Origin of the sequence: Pseudoalteromonas sp. TB64 (genome assembly GCF_000498095.1) — a bacterium.
GTDB lineage: Bacteria > Pseudomonadota > Gammaproteobacteria > Enterobacterales > Alteromonadaceae > Pseudoalteromonas.
Genome location: NZ_AUTQ01000086.1, coordinates 1 through 16,303, shown reverse-complemented (window position 1 = coordinate 16,303; position 16,303 = coordinate 1). Strand labels below are relative to the sequence as shown.

Genomic DNA, 16,303 nt, shown 5'->3' with positions numbered 1-16,303 from the left:
AGACATGATTTTAAAAATACCTAAGATAGAGCCAATTACTTCTGTTTTTGATAGGCACTTAGGATGAGAACAATCATAGTACTAACGGTATTGGCAACAAGTCTTTTAACTACTGCACAAGCTGCAATTAATAACCAAATAGATGTTGGGTTTTCTGATTTATCGGGCTCTGATAACCGCTTTGTAGGTGCAAGATACCGATACTTTACAAGTAATTTAGATCAACTTTCAGGTCCGCATTCAATAAAAAGCCATTTAAACCAAGTAACTAATTTTGCTGTAGGTGGATTTGCAAGCGATGATGTGGAATATGTAAATGCAGACGCCACCTATTATGGACCACTAGGATTAATTTTAATGGGGGGAGTGGAGCGTTTAACTGATAACCAAGGCTATTGGCGTTCTCGAGACTATTTAATAAAAGGGTCGCTCGGAAAGCAAATTAATGAGGAGTTACAATTAGGTTTTAGTGTTTTTTATAATAGAGAAGAGGATCGCTCACACCTATTAAATACCTACACTAATACAGATACACAATGGCGTTACGCTCCTTATGTACGCTATACCGCAATTACTGATAATCAGGGGTGGGATTTAGAGTTAAAGCAAATTTCAGGGAAAAATCGCAATATCGAAGGGCGTGCTAATTACTTTGTAAATCAAGATTGGTCGGTTGGATTAATAGCAAATGTTCAAAACAGTGATTACGCCAGAGATAATTACGAGTTACAAACGCAATATTGGTTTACTCCTCATGTAGCCGTTAAATTTGGATTAGGGTCTTCCTTCGATTCTGATAGTGGTTTAAACAGTGCAAGCTTGTTATTAACAGGGCGATTTTAAAGCGTAATTTAAATTTGCGATTTTTATTTAACTGTATATACTCACAGTTAAATGTACTGTATGGAAAACCAGTTGTATGCGACCATTAACGAAGCGCCAAGCTCAAATACTCGAATTAGTTAAAGTTTTTATTAAAGACACTGGTATGCCTCCTACACGTGCCGAAATTGCACAAACATTAGGTTTTAAAAGTGCCAATGCCGCAGAAGAACACCTAAAAGCACTCGCTAAAAAGGGTGTTATTAAAATGAAGCCAGGCGCAAGCCGTGGTATTCAGCTTGTTGAGGAAGAAGAGCCTGAACAATTAGGTTTACCTCTAATTGGTCGAGTAGCGGCTGGTGAACCTATTTTAGCGCAAGAGCATGTTGAGAGTCATTGCAAAATTGACCCATTAATGTTTAAACCTGCTGCCGATTTTTTACTACGCGTTAACGGCATGAGCATGAAAGATATAGGTATAATGGACGGCGATCTCTTAGCTGTACATAAAACTCAAGTTGCTGAAAACGGACAAGTTGTAGTTGCTCGTGTTGATGACGATGTAACTGTAAAACGCTTTGAGAAAGCGGGTAAAAAAGTATTACTTCATCCTGAAAACGAAGATTTTTCGGCAATTGAAGTTGATCTAGAAAATGAATCTTTTAATATTGAAGGTTTGGCTGTTGGGGTTATTCGTAACGCTGATTGGATGTAATTTAAAAACATTTTTTGGTTATTATATTTATTAATGCGTGCTTTTTAGCGCGCATTTTTTATATGGCTCATATATTAGTTACATAACTAATATAGTTTTTCTCATAATTTACCTTCGTTTGCTTATTTACCGACCTTAAATACTGCCTATTTAGTTTATGTATACAAATGCTTATAGCCTCATTTTTTGATCATGCTATTAAAAATTATGTTTATTTATAAAGCGGTTAAATTAAAAAATTGTAGTTAATGAATGCAATGTAATGGGTTTATTTCTTTTTTCAGTTATTCATTTAATGGTATTATTTATAATCTTACTTATAAATAAATGGCTCTCTTTATGAAGCAGTTATGGCTTGGGTTAATCGTTGTTTTAGCTTTGTTTTTGTCAGCATGTTCAAATGAAAATATTCCATCAGATGTAGATGCATTAGTTTACGAAAATGCAAAGCCACTCTCTGACTTTAAGTTGAACGATCAGCGTGGCGAGTTAGTTACTAAGCAACGATTTTTAGGACAATGGAATTTAGTTTTTTTAGGCTACACAAGTTGCCCTGACATTTGCCCGCTAACGCTTGCTAAGCTAAATGCGGTGTATAAAAACTTACAAGCAGACTATCCATTGCAAATTTGGTTTTTATCGGTAGATCCAAAACGTGATACGCCAACTAAACGAAAGCAATATATAGATTATTTTAATTCTGAATTTTTAGCTGTATCGGGACCACATAAAGATCTTTTTCCACTCGTTAGGGAGCTAGGCTTAATTTATGCTATTAACGATAGCATCGAATCGGAGTATGCAGTTGATCACAGTGCCTCGGTGGCTATGGTTGATAAAAATGGTTCGGTAAGAGCTATTTTTAAACCAGAATTTAAACAAGGTGGCGTGCCATTAATTAATGCGACTATTTTAACCGAAGAGTTTAAAAAAATAGCGGATTACTATAAAAACTAATTTCTTATTTTTACCCATTTTAAAAGATCCCTAGGACATGTTTATCTTTCGAGATTGAATTTGCAGCAGTGCGTTTGGTTTTTAGGTAAGGCGGGGCCTATGTATTCTATGTAGTCTATGTAGTGTGGTTGTTCCCCATAAATAGGCTAAACAACGCATAAAAACCAAATACACGCAGCCCTTTGCGTTCTCCTTGGAGCGATTAACTCTTTGTTGCCTACATGGATTTAGTTAAGGGGCATGAGCAGGACGCGGAAGCTTTGCTCGGTTTTACTTATGCTTACATTGATGTAAGCCAGTAGAGTAACGCAGGAGCAGTTACCAATTCCACTAGGTTACAAACCTCGCGCCGCGATTGAATCGCCCCTAGATAAAACAAATTCTAATCCTGAAAGGTCAACAGACCCTAAGCTCCTTTTTTGTTTTTTAGCAGCAAAATAAATTTAATTAAGCATTTTATGGCAATTTCAATAACTAGGGCTAAGCTTTTGTTATGAATTGAATTGACAGGGAATGCACTTACTAAATGCTAAAACTTCCTAATGAACTTGCTATTACGCAAGTTGAAATACTACATCAAAATTTACTACAAGAACTCAATAGCAAAGATGATATCTGCCTTGATATTAGCGATGTAATTTTTGCCGATACTGCTTCAATTCAACTTTTATGCGCCTTGCAAAAACACTTACTTACTACTCACCATAAAATAACTTGGAGTGGTAAAAGTGATGTTTTAACACACGCAATTAATCAACTTGGCTTAAATCAATATTTAATACTTGAAAGTAAAGATTAGGAGTTTATATGAAACGAATTTTAGCAGTTGATGACTCTGCATCAATGCGTCAGATGGTGAGTTTTACTTTGAAGACCGCAGGGTTTGATGTAACTGAAGCAAAAGATGGAAGTGAAGCATTAGCTATTGCTAAACAACAAGGTTTTGATGCCGTAATTTCCGATGTAAATATGCCAATAATGGACGGTATAACATTAATACGAGAGCTCAGAAGTTTACCAAGTTATAAGTTCACTCCATTACTAATGCTTACAACAGAGTCTGGTTTAGACAAAAAAATAGAAGGCAAAGCTGCTGGTGCAACGGGCTGGATTGTAAAACCTTTTAATCCTGAACAGCTGCTAGCGGTTATTAAAAAGGTTATTCGTTAGTAAAGGAGCGCAGTGTGAGTATAGATTTAAGTCAATTTTTTGAAGTTTTCTTTGAAGAGAGTTTTGAAGGCCTAGACACCATGGAGGCTGAGCTTTTAAATTTAGTTCCAGGTGAGGAAGATTTAGAAACTATCAACACTATTTTTAGAGCTGCCCACTCAATTAAAGGCGGGAGCGGAACTTTTGGCTTTAGCTCTGTTGCTGATTTTACTCATGTACTTGAAACACTATTAGATCAAATTCGCCAAGGGGAGCGAGAGCTTAGTACTGAACACATTAATTTATTACTCCAAGCTGTAGATTGCTTACGCGCTTTACTTGCCACACTTCAAAGTGAGCAAGAGCCAGATCTAACTGAAGCAACTTCTTTAAAAGTGCAATTTGAGCATGTACTAGGTATGAAAGATGATACTCAAAAAAGTAGTCCTCAAAGCCAAGAAGAAAAAACAGGTAGCAATACCTATCAAATAGACTTTAAACCACATCATCATTTATTTAAAACAGGTAATGAACCACTGTATATGATCAGTGAGCTTGGAGAGCTTGGCGAATTAGAAACCACGGTCTTTTATGACGAAGTTCCTGATATTACAGATTTGAGTAGCGATGAATGTTTTTTATATTGGCGATTTTTTTTAGACACCTGTCATGAAGAAAAAGCGATAAAAGAAGTATTTGAATGGGTTGAGGACGATGCAGATATATCAATTGAGTTATGTGGGGGCTTATTTAATAGTGACGAGCAGGTGTTGCCTAATCACGAGGAGTTACAACAAGTAGTTGCTCCAGACCTCCCTACACCCATAGCGATAGTTGAACCAACTAACAAACCAAAGCAACCTATTGTTAACCAAGACAAAAAGCCTGCAAGCACACCAGAGTCTACCTCCATTCGAGTTGGTATTGATAAAGTTGATTCATTAATAAATATGGTTGGTGAGCTTGTTATTACGCAAGCTATGCTTAATCAGCTTAGTGAACAAGATATTACGTCTGCAACTATTACCTCTTTAAAAGAGGGGTTGGCGCAACTTGCGCATAATACTCGAGATTTACAAGAAAATGTAATGCGTATTCGTATGCTACCCATTAACTTTGTATTTAGTCGGTTTCCGCGTTTAGTGCGTGATATTGCGCAAAAACTAAATAAGCAAGTTGAGTTAAAGTTGATTGGAGAGCAAACCGAACTTGATAAAACGGTAATGGAAAAAATATCCGATCCTATGGTGCATTTAGTGAGAAATTCACTTGATCACGGTTTAGAAACCGTTGAGAAAAGGGTACTCGCGGGCAAAGATCCTATTGGTACTGTGACCTTAAATGCGTTTCATCAAGGTGGAAATATTGTTATTGAAATCATGGATGATGGGCAAGGCTTAAATACTAAAAAAATAAAAGAAAAAGCCATCGCTAACCAATTAATTTCAGCTGATAACCACCTAAGTGATGATGAAACAAACGAACTTATTTTTATGCCAGGGTTTTCTACTGTTGATGAAGTAAGTGACTTATCTGGACGCGGTGTCGGGATGGACGTTGTAAAGCGTAATATTGAATCTTTAAATGGCTCAGTAGAAGTAACCTCCGCATCAGGCGTTGGCTCTACATTTACTATTAGATTACCGCTGACTCTTGCCATTTTAGATGGGCAGCTAGTTAAAGTGGCCCAGCATACCTACATTATTCCGTTAATTTCTATTGTTGAATCGCTGCAAATTGATATTGCTAAAGTGAGCCGAGTGGGTAAAAACCTTGATGTGTTGAGGCTTCGTGATGAATACATTCCTATTTTAAGGCTCTACGATATTTTTAATCATAAAAATGCCATTGAATCGCTCGATAAAACATTACTGGTAGTAGTGGAAGCTGATAACCAAAAAGTGGGTTTATTAGTCGATGACTTATTGTCTCAGCAGCAAGTTGTGATTAAGAGCCTAGAAGCTAATTATCATAAGGTTGATGGTGTATCGGGTGCCACTATTTTAGGAGATGGACGTGTATCTCTTATTGTTGACATAAGTGGCTTAATAAAACTTTCAGGTTTAAAAAAACCAGGTAGTCAGGAGCTGACTATTGAGCCGCAAGCCACTTTGGAGGAGATATGAACTCTGATCAAAGTCAGTTAAATAACCAATTAAACCTACAGCAACAGCAAGGTGTAAAACAGTTTTTAACGTTTATTATGGCTGATGAGGAATACGGCGTTGATATTTTAACAGTACAAGAAATTCGAAGCTGGGAAGAGATTACAGTGCTACCTAATGCTCCTGAGTTTGTGAAAGGCGTTATTAATTTGCGTGGGACAATAGTACCTATTATTGATTTACGCTTGCGCTTTGGCTTGCCTGTACTTGATTACGGACCATTAACGGTGGTCATTGTAGTAAAAGTAGAGTTTGGACAAGGGAGTAAAGTTATTGGAGTTGCAGTAGATGCTGTTTCTGACGTTTACAGTATTACAGAGCAAGACGCAAAAGCAGTTCCTAGCTTATCTGAATCAAGTAATTGCGAATATATATCTGGATTGGTCAATGTTGGTGACAAAATGATTGTATTGATCGACTTACAAAAAACAATGGATATTTAGCGAGTCGAACAACTAAATATAATAATGGAAAATAAATTTAAAGGTGGTGATGAGCATGGGGTGGTTTAGTAATCTAAAAAAGTCAAAATCGAGTAATGATTTAATTGTCGATGCATTAAATAAATCATTAGCTGTGATTGAGTTTGAACCAAGCGGCGTAATAATTACTGCTAATGCTAACTTTCTTAGCGTAATGGAATACCAGTTAGAAGAAGTTCAAGGACAGCACCACTCTTTGTTTGTTGACACTGATGAAGCGCAAGGTAGTGACTATAAAAGTTTTTGGCAGCGTTTACGTAATGGCGAATTTATGTCGAATGAATTTAAACGCTTTGGTAAAAATGGAAAAGAAGTATGGATACAAGCTACATACAATCCAATTGTTGACGATCAGGGGCAAGTTTTAAAAGTTATTAAATTAGCCACTGACATTACAGAACAAAAGCTCAGTGCAGCAGAGGCTTCAGGGCAAATTAATGCAATAAGTAAATCTCAAGCCGTCATAGAGTTTAATTTAGACGGCACTATTGTTGATGCCAATGATAACTTTTTAAATGCACTTGGTTATCAGTTAAGTGAGATTAAAGGGCAGCACCATAGATTGTTTGTTGAGCCTAACTATGCAAATAGTAATGAATATAAAGAATTTTGGGCCAAGCTTGGTCGTGGTGAGTTTGATTCAGGTGAATATTTAAGAATAGGTAAACAAGGGCAAGAAGTTTGGATACAGGCATCTTATAACCCAATTTATGATATGAACGGTAAGCCGTTTAAGGTGATTAAGTACGCATCAGATATTACTGAGCAAAAAGAGCTTGAGAAGGCGTCTCGTAAAGCAGCAGACTTAGCAAATGCTCTCAAGGTTTGCCAAGCAAATGTAATGATTGCAGATAAAGACCTTAATATTATATTTGTGAATGACCGTGTTCAGCAAATGCTCAGGGTTAGAGAGAAAGAGTTGCAGACGGTATTACCAAGTTTTTCTGTTGATAATTTAATAGGTACGTGTGTTGATGATTTTCATAAGCACCCCAAGCATCAGCGCGATCTGTTAAAAAACCTAGATAAACCACACAAAGCTGAACTATTTTTAGCGGGAGTAACTTTTACCCTAATTGCCTCACCTTGGATTAGCCAAGAAGGCAAAAATTTAGGCACTATTGTTGAGTGGGAAGACAGAACCAATGAAGTGGTAATTGAAAAAGAGATTGCAGAACTTGTTAGTGCCGCAGGTAATGGTGAATTGGATGCAAGGGTAAAAGAAGATGGAAAAGAAGGGTTCTTTTTACGGTTGGCTCAAGGGTTAAATAGTTTAGTTAAAATAGTTGATGATGCAGTTGCAGATACTGGGACTATGCTGGATGCAATGGCTAGTGGTGATTTATCAATACGAGTTGAAAAAGAGTATAAAGGCTCATTTGATAAGCTCAAACAAGATGCTAACGCAACGGCAGATAAGTTAACGGAAGTAATAAACCGTATTAATTCATCGGCCACGTTAGTTGCAAGTGGGGCTGAGGAAATATCTCAAGGTAATGCTGATTTAAGTCAGCGTACAGAAGAGCAAGCTTCGTCACTTGAAGAGACTGCTTCGAGTATGGAGGAAATGACCAGCACTGTTCGTCAAAATGCAGATAATGCAAAAGTAGCAAACGATTTAGCAGAAGAGACATGTGAAAAAGCTATTCAAGGCGGTGAGGTTGTTAATCGAGCAGTTACGAGTATGTCGGCAATTAATGAATCTAGCAAAAAAATAGCAGACATTATAGGTGTAATTGACGAAATAGCATTCCAAACTAATTTATTAGCATTAAATGCAGCTGTAGAAGCAGCAAGAGCTGGCGAACAGGGGCGAGGCTTTGCCGTGGTGGCTGGTGAGGTTCGTAACTTAGCACAACGCTCTGCAGGCGCAGCTAAAGAAATTAAAGAGCTAATAAGAGATAGTGTAGATAAGGTTTCTGATGGCTCTCGGTTGGTAAATGAATCGGGTGATACATTAAAAGAAATTGTTTTATCGGTACAAAGAGTAACACAAATGATTTCTGATATTACAGAAGCATCTGAAGAGCAAAGTGCGGGTATTGAGCAAGTTAATACTGCTATTTCACAAATGGATGAAATGACACAACAAAATGCAGCTTTAGTAGAGCAAGCCTCTGCAGCCGGTGAATCCATGGCTGAACAAGCTAATGAAATGCGCCGATTACTTAACTTTTTTTCAATAGGCCAGCAAGAGATTGCAATGATTTCACCTGCCATGCGAACACCTGAGCTATCTTATAAGACACAAAGTAGTTTTATTCGTAATAAACACAGAGGCGATAATTTTGTAGACTCTGCTGATGAGTGGGAAGAGTTTTAACTATCATCTTCTTGTGCCTTGCTGACTTAAAGTTATGGCGAAGCTTCACTCGTTAAGCTAATTGAGAATGAACAATGAAAGAGTTTTTATGCACCGACCGTGATTTTAAAGAGATTGCTAAGCTAGTTTATAACGCATGCGGGATTGTGTTGGGTGAGCATAAACGGGAAATGGTTTACTCACGTTTAGCTAGGCGTGTTAGAGAGCGTAAATTATCTGACTTTAAAGCTTATTTAGAATATTTAAATAACCATAAAGATCAGGAGTTTGATGCATTTATTAATGCTATAACAACAAATTTAACGTCTTTTTTTCGTGAAATACATCATTTTGAATATATTAAATCTCAACTAGTACCAGCTCTTTTAAAGACAAATAAAGAGAGTAGGCGAGTAAGGATTTGGTCAGCGGGCTGCTCAACGGGAGAGGAACCTTATAGTTTGGCTATGATTTTAAATAATGCGTTTCCGAGCAACTGGGACGTTAAAATACTAGCAACCGATTTAGATTCAAATGTACTGGCAAAAGCACAAAGAGGGATCTATACCGCTGCAAATGTTAATGGGTTAGACGATACACAACTCAAGCGTTGGTTTTTAAAAAGTAAGGACGGTGAAAGCTATAAAGTTAAAGATAAATTGCAAGAATCCATTTCGTTTAAGCGGTTAAATTTATTACAAGACTGGCCAATGAAAGGTCCATTTGATCTTATTTTGTGCCGTAATGTTGTGATTTATTTTGATAAAGAAACGAAAGACCTGCTTTTTAAACGTTACGCGAACATATTAAATGAGCAAGGCTATTTATTTTTAGGTCACTCAGAGAGTATAGGGAAAGAAAATTCGCAATATAAAAATTTAGGAAAAACTATGTACCAAAAGGGATCTAATGTACGCAGAGTTTAGACCTGTGCTACCAAACTTTGAGCATATCAAGCGATATTGGGATTCGGGTAGGGATAGTGTTGTTGCTAAAGTACTGCCGGGTGAGTTTTATGTTTCTAAAAATAATGAGCTTATTTCTACTGTGCTGGGCTCATGTATTGCGGCTTGCGTTTACGATGATGTATTAGGGATTGGAGGTATGAATCACTTTATGTTACCAGTTCAAAAAGGGGGGGAGCTTAAAAATGCACATAGTTTAAATTGCCGATATGGTAATTGGGCGATGGAGTACCTTATTAATGAAGTTTTAAAAAATGGTGCATCTCGCCATAATTTAAAAATAAAACTGTTTGGTGGCGGCAAAATCATTAATGCGATGAGCGATATTGGGCTGGGTAATATTAGTTTTGCAAATGCTTATATTAAAGAAGAGGCATTAAATTTAGTTGCGCATGACATGGGAGGACCATGGCCACGGAAAATATTTTTTCATCCGCACACTGGTAAAGTTCATATGAAAAAACTGAAAAAATTACATAATAATACGATTGAAAAACGTGAAGTTCGTTATTTAAAAAACCTCAAAAAGCAAGAGGTAGTAACTGATATAGAGCTGTTTTAGGAGTATGAATGATTAAAGTATTAATAATTGATGACTCTCCTTTAATTAGGCGTTTACTCACTGAAATATTGCAACAAGGCAAAGACATTACTGTAGTGGGTAGCGCAGAGGATCCTTACGAAGCTCGCGAAATGATAAAAAAACTTAACCCTAATGTATTAACGCTCGACGTAGAAATGCCAAAAATGGATGGCATTAGTTTTTTAAAAAACTTAATGCGTTTAAGACCAATGCCTGTAGTGATGATTTCCACTTTGACACAAAAAGGCTCACCCATAACGCTTGAAGCGCTCGAATTAGGTGCGGTTGATTTTATAGCTAAACCTACGAATAACATTAAAGAGCAATTAAACCAATATGCATCACTTGTTCAGCAAAAAGTGCGAGTCGCTGCTGGTGCAAGAATTAGAAGCTATAAAAAAACGGTCGTCGCAAACGAGTCTATTAATGTTAATGCTCAGTTTCTGCTTAATAAAGTAATAGCAATAGGTGCTTCAACGGGTGGCACCGAAGCGATTAAGGAGGTACTTATAAAAATGCCTGAAAATTGCCCGCCGATAGTAATTACCCAACATATCCCTCCCGTTTTTAGTGCCTCATTTGCCGAACGTATGAATCGTACATGTGTAATAAACGTCAAAGAAGCAGAGCATGGCGATAAACTTCGTGCTGGTTGGGCTTATATCGCACCAGGAGGGCTTCATTTAAGTATTAAAAAGCAAGGCATAAACTTGTATTGTCAGCTTGATGATGGCGAGCCAGTTAATAGGCACAAACCTGCTGTAGATGTGTTATTCAATTCATTAATTGAAACGGGTGCTAAAAATGTAATTGCAGCAATACTTACTGGCATGGGAAGTGATGGCGCTAAGGGATTGCTAGCATTAAAGACAAACGGTGCTTATACCATAGCACAAGATGAGTTTTCGTCAGTTGTTTGGGGTATGCCAAAAGCGGCTATAGAGTTAAATGCTGCTAGTGAAGTCGTGTCGCTGGAGAAAGTAACCCAGCGACTATTAAATCAGGCAATAAAAAAATAGTTTGTACGTCGTTTATTGAATAACCCAAGGTTGCGAGAACCAATAATAGCTACTCGGCTTCTCGATTGAGGGGGCAGTACAGTTAAAACGAGAGCGACCTTTATTAAGTGCTTTAGGTGAAGTTATTTCAACTGTATTTTCATTTATCCACGTTAAATTTGCTTGCCCAACGCTTGAAACATAACAAGCAAACTGTGTTTTATGAAAATCACCCATTTTAAACTCAATAGTTAATTTTGGTGGGTTTTGTGTAGTAACGCTGTCTATGTAAGTAAGCTTTGCAATATTAAAAGCGTGAGAGTTCAGTTTAGTGGTTAATGTATCTAATTTGCTATAAAAACCGGATGCAGGAAAACGCGGTAAACGGCTAAAGTTAGAGTCTTTATTCACAGCCCCTGAGTGTTGACCAATACCAACAAAACCAAGCTGTGTTACTAATGCTTGAAGTTCGTTATTAAACTCGCCATAAGGGTAAGCTAAATATTTGTAATCTTGTCCTATTTCTTCTTTTATACGTTTTTGTGAATCGAGTATGTCTTGCTTAATACGCTCTTGCCATTGCGCATCTGTTTCGTTATCAAGCTTAATGTGTAAGTAGTCATGCTGAGCACTGTGGTTTGCAATTATCACCCCTTTTTTAGCGAGTTCTTTGAGTTTATCCCACCCCATTACATAGCTCATACCTTCGTCTATTAATTTAGGGTTTACAAAAATAGTGTACGGGTAGCCAAACTTTTCTAAAATTGGCGCTGCTTGATCATAATTATTGTTATAACCATCATCAAAGGTGATGGCGACAGTTTTCTCAGGTAAGGTTTGCCCTTGCTGCAAAGCTGAAATTAACTCATTTAGTGGAATAACGTTAAAATTATGCTCTTTTAAATAACTTAAATGCTTGGTGAAGGTATCTGCACTGATGCTTGTGACCGCAGGTAGGGTTTCACTAACATGATGATACTGTAAGATGACGGCTGCTTGAGCACGTACAGATATGCTAATGAGGGTAAATAATACTAAATGAAACAATTTTTTATACATAATAAGGCGCACCATAAAAGCCTGCTGTTGTTAGCCGGTCCGATGATACTATCAAATATTACTGTGCCTTTGTTAGGAATTGTTGATACAGCTGTAATTGGCCACTTAGGGAGCGCTCATTATTTAGCGGGTATTGCGCTGGGCTCTGCTGTTATTTCTATTTTATTTTGGTTAGCTGGATTTTTAAGAATGAGCACAACTGGCATGGTTGCTCAGGCTTATGGAAAAAACGATTTAACCCAATTAGCCGCTTTACTTAAACGTAGTTTATTACTTGCAAGCATTGTTGCGGTATTGCTTATCGCTTTATCTCCTTTAATAAAGCACGTTATTGCATTTTTATCTGCTGCAAATAGTGATGTACTTACTCAAGCGTATCAATATTTTAGTATTCGTATTTTTAGTGCTCCAGCAGCTTTATGTAATTTAGTGTTGCTTGGTTGGATGCTAGGAGTGCACTACGGACGAGGCCCCTTTTATTTATTATTAGTGACCAATATTGTAAATATAGTGCTCGATATTTACTTTGTTGTTTATCTTGATTGGGCGGTTGCTGGCGCGGCTTGGGCGTCACTTATTGCGGATTATACGGCTTTAGTGTTTGCACTTTTTTTAGTGGTTAAACTAGCTAAAAAACAAGGGATAGAATTAAGCGTACCTAACTGGTTTAGCCTTAAAAAAATGTCTGCTTTATTGAGCTTGAATCGCGATATTTTTATTCGCTCTTTAATATTGCAATTATGCTTTAGTTTTATGACATTTTATGGCGCACGTATTGGCGAAACTACGTTAGCAGCTAATGCAGTATTATTAAATTTTTTAATGTTAGTGAGCTTCGCACTAGATGGTATTGCTTATGCGTCAGAGGCAAAGGTAGGGCACGCTAAAGGACAGAAAAGCGTAAGTAATATAGAGCTTTGGGTGAAAATAAGTGTGTTTTGGGGAATGTTATTTGGTTTAGTATACAGCCTATTTTTTGCAATATTTGGGCGCTATATAATTACACTTTTAACTAATGTACCTGAGGTTATTAACGAGGCTATATTATATTTACCTTGGATAATTGTATTACCGTTACTTGCTATGAGTTGTTTTTTGTTTGATGGTGTATTTGTTGGACTAACTCGCGCAAAAGATATGCGTAACAGTATGCTACTTTCGGCGATTGTTGGTTTTTTTGGTGTGTTTTTGGTGTTTCATCAGTGGGAAAATAATGGGCTATGGCTTGCCATGAGTTGCTTTATGTTGATGCGAGGCGTGACGTTAATTTTTAAGTACCAAAAGTTAAAAGTAAATAATCAGCTACTAGATTAAATACGTTTAGTAGGTTACTTCCATAAATCGGGGTCGTGATTTTTTGGACCTATACCTTTAATAACTTGTGAAAATCGATTTGCAAAGATGCCGCTGTAACCCCAAGCTGCAAAAAACAGAGCAGGAACTAAAATCACAACACCAATAATTTGCAAACTGTAATGGGTGTAGTACCCAATAGATATAAATATCACGGCTAGCACAAACAGTGCTAGACCGCGAAAAAAGCGCTTTAAACTCAGTTTAGGGTTACTTCCTAAACGGTAGATAATTGGCTTTAACATTTATAAGGCTTAATAGTAAGAATGATCGCCCGCTTCGTGTTCTGTAATATCAGCAACACCGGTGATTTCTTCAAACTTCGCTATCATTTCTTTTTCAATGCCTTCTTTTAGCGTTACGTCGATCATAGAACAACCGTTACAACCACCACCAAACTGAAGTATAGCAATACCTGCAGCTGTAATTTCAACAAGGCTTACTTGACCACCGTGGTTAGCAAGTTGTGGATTTACTTCGGTTTCTAGCATGTGCTGTACACGCTCGTTTAGCGATGCATCGTTACCTATTTTACGCGCTTTTGCATTAGGTGCTTTTAGCGTTAACTGAGTACCCATTTTGTCGGTAACAAAATCGATTTCAGCTTCTTCTAAAAATGGAGCACTTTCTGCATCTACAACGGCATCAAAACCGTTAAAGTTTAGGCGAATATCGCTCGCTTCTACAGCGTCTTCTGGACAATAAGACACACCACATTCCGCTTGTGATGAACCAGGGTTTACAACAAACACACGGATATTAGTTTGTTGTGATTGATCTGCTAATAGTTTAGCAAAATGCGCTTGCGCTGTTTCGGAAATAGAAATCATAAAACCATCTATACTTGACTAAATTACTCGGATACTGCGTATCATACTCCGCTCATCGTGTTGCGGCTAGTGTTGAGCGTAAAAAGTTGGCATCTATTTTAAGCAATGCTAGCGTGCAAACAACGAACATTTTTTGAGTGATTTATATGCGTTTGGTATTAACATTAATGGTGGTATTGCTTAGCTTTTCAAGTGTAGCTAAACCACTTTCGTATTATTTTGAGCAAGATGTAAAGTTTGATCCCACAATTCCAACTCCCGAAGAAGTACTTGGTTATCAAGTAGGAGAGTGGCATGTGAGGCACGATCAGCTCGTACGTTATATGGAAATACTTGCGCAAAAAAGTGACCGTATAAATTTTGAAGTGATTGGTCGCACGCATGAACAGCGCCCGCTTGTAATGCTAACAATTACTGCGGCTAATAAGCTATCAAACATAGAACAAACACGCCAAGCTCATCTGGCACGTTTAAGTAATAATAATGACAAAGCCCAAGATGAACCCGCTGTTGTGTGGATGGGTTATAGCGTTCATGGTAATGAATCATCAGGTAGTAACTCATCATTGCTGGTGGCTTATTATTTAGCTGCAGCTCAAGGCGATGAAATAAATAATCTGTTAAATAACACGGTTATTTTACTCGACCCATCACTTAATCCAGATGGCTTGGCGCGCTTTGCTAATTGGGCAAACAGTAACCGTGGAATGAACTTATCAAGTGACCCTAAAACCCGTGAGCATGTTGAAAACTGGCCTAGCAGCCGTACNTGGCTACTGCTACAGCATCCTGAATCGCGTGCACGTATTGCTAAATTTCATCAGTGGAAACCAAATATTTTAACTGACTTTCATGAGATGGGTCCAAACAGCAGTTACTTTTTTCAACCAGGTATTCCAAGTCGTAAGCACCCTATAACACCGGATGAAAATGTTACCTTAACAAAGGCAATTGCCAACTATCATGCAAAAACCTTAGATGAGAACAATGCACTTTATTTTACAGAAGAAAGCTTTGACGATTTTTACTATGGAAAAGGCTCAACTTACCCAGATGTAAATGGCGGCATAGGCATTTTATTTGAACAAGCAAGTTCTCGCGGACATATTCAAGAAACCATAAATGGACCTTTAAGCTTTCCTTTCACCATTAAAAATCAACTTTTAACGAGTTTATCTACCTTTAAGGCTGCAATTGATAACCGCCAAGCGTTATTGGATTACCAAGCTAAATTTTATAATCAGGCTACTGATTTAGCCAGCGATGAAAGCTTTGAAGGTTATGTTGTTGAAGGTGCAAGCGACAACACCCGTATTAAGCATTTTTTAGAATTGTTAAAGCAGCATCAAATTAACGCTTACCCACTTACTAAATCATTAAAAGCAGATGGTAAAAATTTCAGTACGCATAGTTACTTTGTACCATTAGCACAACCGCAATATCGTTTGGTAAAAGCGATTTTTAGTGAGCAAAAAAACTTTGCTGATAATACTTTTTACGATGTATCTGGCTGGACATTAGCGCATGCGTTTAATCTGCCATTTTCTAAAGTTAAAAGTAGTTGGGGATTAAAGGTTGCTGATAAAGCGTGGGAAAAAGTAGCAACTCCATCATTTGCTTCACTCACAGAGGGCTATGCATTTGGTTTTTCGTGGGATGATTATTTAGCACCTAAAATGTTAAACAGCTTATTACAGCAAGGTATAAAAGCACGTGTAGCGCTAAAAGCGTTAACGGCTAAATCAACATCAGGAGAAATTAATTTTAAACCTGGAAGTATTATTATACCGGCGGGTCTACAAACAAATACAGATTGGATTACTCTGCTAAATAAAGCACAAAATGAGTTTGGTATTGCAATTAAACCAATTACATCAGGCTTAACAAGCAAAGGAGCCGATTTAGGGTCGCGATCAATGGCGG

Annotated in this window: 16 protein-coding genes; 13 read left to right on the top strand and 3 right to left on the bottom strand. The window is 37.4% G+C overall.

Translation table 11 applies throughout. The features are described 5' to 3' along the window. The first annotated feature begins 63 nt into the window (after positions 1 to 63). The 11 genes from L647_RS0105635 to L647_RS0105585 all read left to right on the top strand — a co-directional run bounded on the left by L647_RS0105635 (position 64) and on the right by L647_RS0105585 (position 11,159). Complete coding sequence (locus tag L647_RS0105635; RefSeq protein ID WP_024610303.1) at positions 64 to 843, top strand: putative porin; 780 nt, start codon at positions 64 to 66, stop codon at positions 841 to 843. 76 nt (positions 844 to 919) lie between these two features. Continuing rightward, positions 920 to 1,537 carry a transcriptional repressor LexA gene (gene lexA / locus L647_RS0105630; protein ID WP_024610302.1) on the top strand — a complete coding sequence of 206 codons (618 nt, stop codon included), beginning with the start codon at positions 920 to 922 and terminating at the stop codon, positions 1,535 to 1,537. A gap of 339 nt (positions 1,538 to 1,876) precedes the next feature. Further along, positions 1,877 to 2,494: an SCO family protein gene (locus L647_RS0105625; RefSeq protein ID WP_024610301.1), complete on the top strand. Its 618-nt coding sequence runs from the start codon at positions 1,877 to 1,879 to the stop codon at positions 2,492 to 2,494. Positions 2,495 to 3,020: 526 nt separating this feature from the next. Further along, entirely contained in the window at positions 3,021 to 3,293 is a 273-nt protein-coding gene (locus L647_RS0105620; RefSeq protein ID WP_024610300.1) for an STAS domain-containing protein, read from the top strand. Between the two features lie 8 nt (positions 3,294 to 3,301). Then, positions 3,302 to 3,664, top strand: coding sequence for a response regulator (locus L647_RS0105615; protein ID WP_024610299.1), 363 nt, complete (start codon positions 3,302 to 3,304; stop codon positions 3,662 to 3,664). A gap of 14 nt (positions 3,665 to 3,678) precedes the next feature. Further along, positions 3,679 to 5,769, top strand: a complete 2,091-nt coding sequence (locus tag L647_RS0105610) for a chemotaxis protein CheA (protein ID WP_024610298.1) — start codon at positions 3,679 to 3,681, stop codon at positions 5,767 to 5,769. Next, entirely contained in the window at positions 5,766 to 6,251 is a 486-nt protein-coding gene (locus L647_RS0105605; RefSeq protein ID WP_024610297.1) for a chemotaxis protein CheW, read from the top strand. The genes L647_RS0105610 and L647_RS0105605 overlap by 4 nt, the downstream gene beginning before the upstream one ends. A gap of 55 nt (positions 6,252 to 6,306) precedes the next feature. Next, positions 6,307 to 8,613, top strand: coding sequence for a methyl-accepting chemotaxis protein (locus L647_RS0105600; RefSeq protein ID WP_024610296.1), 2,307 nt, complete (start codon positions 6,307 to 6,309; stop codon positions 8,611 to 8,613). Between the two features lie 74 nt (positions 8,614 to 8,687). Continuing rightward, entirely contained in the window at positions 8,688 to 9,518 is an 831-nt protein-coding gene (locus tag L647_RS0105595) for a protein-glutamate O-methyltransferase CheR (RefSeq protein ID WP_024610295.1), read from the top strand. After that, a complete protein-coding gene (gene cheD, locus L647_RS0105590) occupies positions 9,502 to 10,119 on the top strand; it encodes a chemoreceptor glutamine deamidase CheD (protein ID WP_024610294.1) in 618 nt (205 codons plus the stop codon). Before L647_RS0105595 ends, cheD begins: the two co-directional genes overlap by 17 nt. 8 nt (positions 10,120 to 10,127) lie before the next feature. After that, positions 10,128 to 11,159, top strand: a complete 1,032-nt coding sequence (locus tag L647_RS0105585) for a chemotaxis response regulator protein-glutamate methylesterase (protein ID WP_024610293.1) — start codon at positions 10,128 to 10,130, stop codon at positions 11,157 to 11,159. 12 nt (positions 11,160 to 11,171) lie between these two features. On the opposite strand, the gene L647_RS0105580 is transcribed toward L647_RS0105585, so the two are convergent. Beyond that, positions 11,172 to 12,197 carry a polysaccharide deacetylase family protein gene (locus L647_RS0105580; protein ID WP_024610292.1) on the bottom strand — a complete coding sequence of 342 codons (1,026 nt, stop codon included), beginning with the start codon at positions 12,195 to 12,197 and terminating at the stop codon, positions 11,172 to 11,174. Here L647_RS0105580 and dinF point away from each other — a divergent pair. Continuing rightward, a complete protein-coding gene (gene dinF / locus L647_RS0105575; protein WP_076917039.1) occupies positions 12,177 to 13,511 on the top strand; it encodes an MATE family efflux transporter DinF in 1,335 nt (444 codons plus the stop codon). The genes L647_RS0105580 and dinF overlap by 21 nt on opposite strands. A gap of 14 nt (positions 13,512 to 13,525) precedes the next feature. On the opposite strand, the gene L647_RS0105570 is transcribed toward dinF, so the two are convergent. After that, positions 13,526 to 13,795, bottom strand: coding sequence for a hypothetical protein (locus L647_RS0105570; protein ID WP_024610290.1), 270 nt, complete (start codon positions 13,793 to 13,795; stop codon positions 13,526 to 13,528). 9 nt (positions 13,796 to 13,804) lie between these two features. Next, a complete protein-coding gene (gene nfuA / locus L647_RS0105565; protein WP_007584966.1) occupies positions 13,805 to 14,380 on the bottom strand; it encodes a Fe-S biogenesis protein NfuA in 576 nt (191 codons plus the stop codon). Between the two features lie 146 nt (positions 14,381 to 14,526). Between nfuA and L647_RS0105560 the strand changes: the two genes are divergently transcribed. Continuing rightward, on the top strand, positions 14,527 to 16,303 hold a 1,777-nt coding region (locus L647_RS0105560), incomplete at its 3' end, for a M14 family zinc carboxypeptidase (protein ID WP_024610289.1).

Coding starts and splice junctions, on each gene's coding strand:
- L647_RS0105600 (WP_024610296.1), top strand. CDS start 6,307: ATGGGGTGGTTTAGTAATCTAAAAAAGTCAAAATCGAGTAATGATTTA.
- cheD (WP_024610294.1), top strand. CDS start 9,502: ATGTACGCAGAGTTTAGACCTGTGCTACCAAACTTTGAGCATATCAAG.
- L647_RS0105625 (WP_024610301.1), top strand. CDS start 1,877: ATGAAGCAGTTATGGCTTGGGTTAATCGTTGTTTTAGCTTTGTTTTTG.
- dinF (WP_076917039.1), top strand. CDS start 12,177: ATGAAACAATTTTTTATACATAATAAGGCGCACCATAAAAGCCTGCTG.
- L647_RS0105585 (WP_024610293.1), top strand. CDS start 10,128: ATGATTAAAGTATTAATAATTGATGACTCTCCTTTAATTAGGCGTTTA.
- L647_RS0105605 (WP_024610297.1), top strand. CDS start 5,766: ATGAACTCTGATCAAAGTCAGTTAAATAACCAATTAAACCTACAGCAA.
- L647_RS0105635 (WP_024610303.1), top strand. CDS start 64: ATGAGAACAATCATAGTACTAACGGTATTGGCAACAAGTCTTTTAACT.
- L647_RS0105595 (WP_024610295.1), top strand. CDS start 8,688: ATGAAAGAGTTTTTATGCACCGACCGTGATTTTAAAGAGATTGCTAAG.
- lexA (WP_024610302.1), top strand. CDS start 920: ATGCGACCATTAACGAAGCGCCAAGCTCAAATACTCGAATTAGTTAAA.
- L647_RS0105570 (WP_024610290.1), bottom strand. CDS start 13,795: ATGTTAAAGCCAATTATCTACCGTTTAGGAAGTAACCCTAAACTGAGT.
- L647_RS0105615 (WP_024610299.1), top strand. CDS start 3,302: ATGAAACGAATTTTAGCAGTTGATGACTCTGCATCAATGCGTCAGATG.
- nfuA (WP_007584966.1), bottom strand. CDS start 14,380: ATGATTTCTATTTCCGAAACAGCGCAAGCGCATTTTGCTAAACTATTA.
- L647_RS0105580 (WP_024610292.1), bottom strand. CDS start 12,197: ATGTATAAAAAATTGTTTCATTTAGTATTATTTACCCTCATTAGCATA.
- L647_RS0105620 (WP_024610300.1), top strand. CDS start 3,021: ATGCTAAAACTTCCTAATGAACTTGCTATTACGCAAGTTGAAATACTA.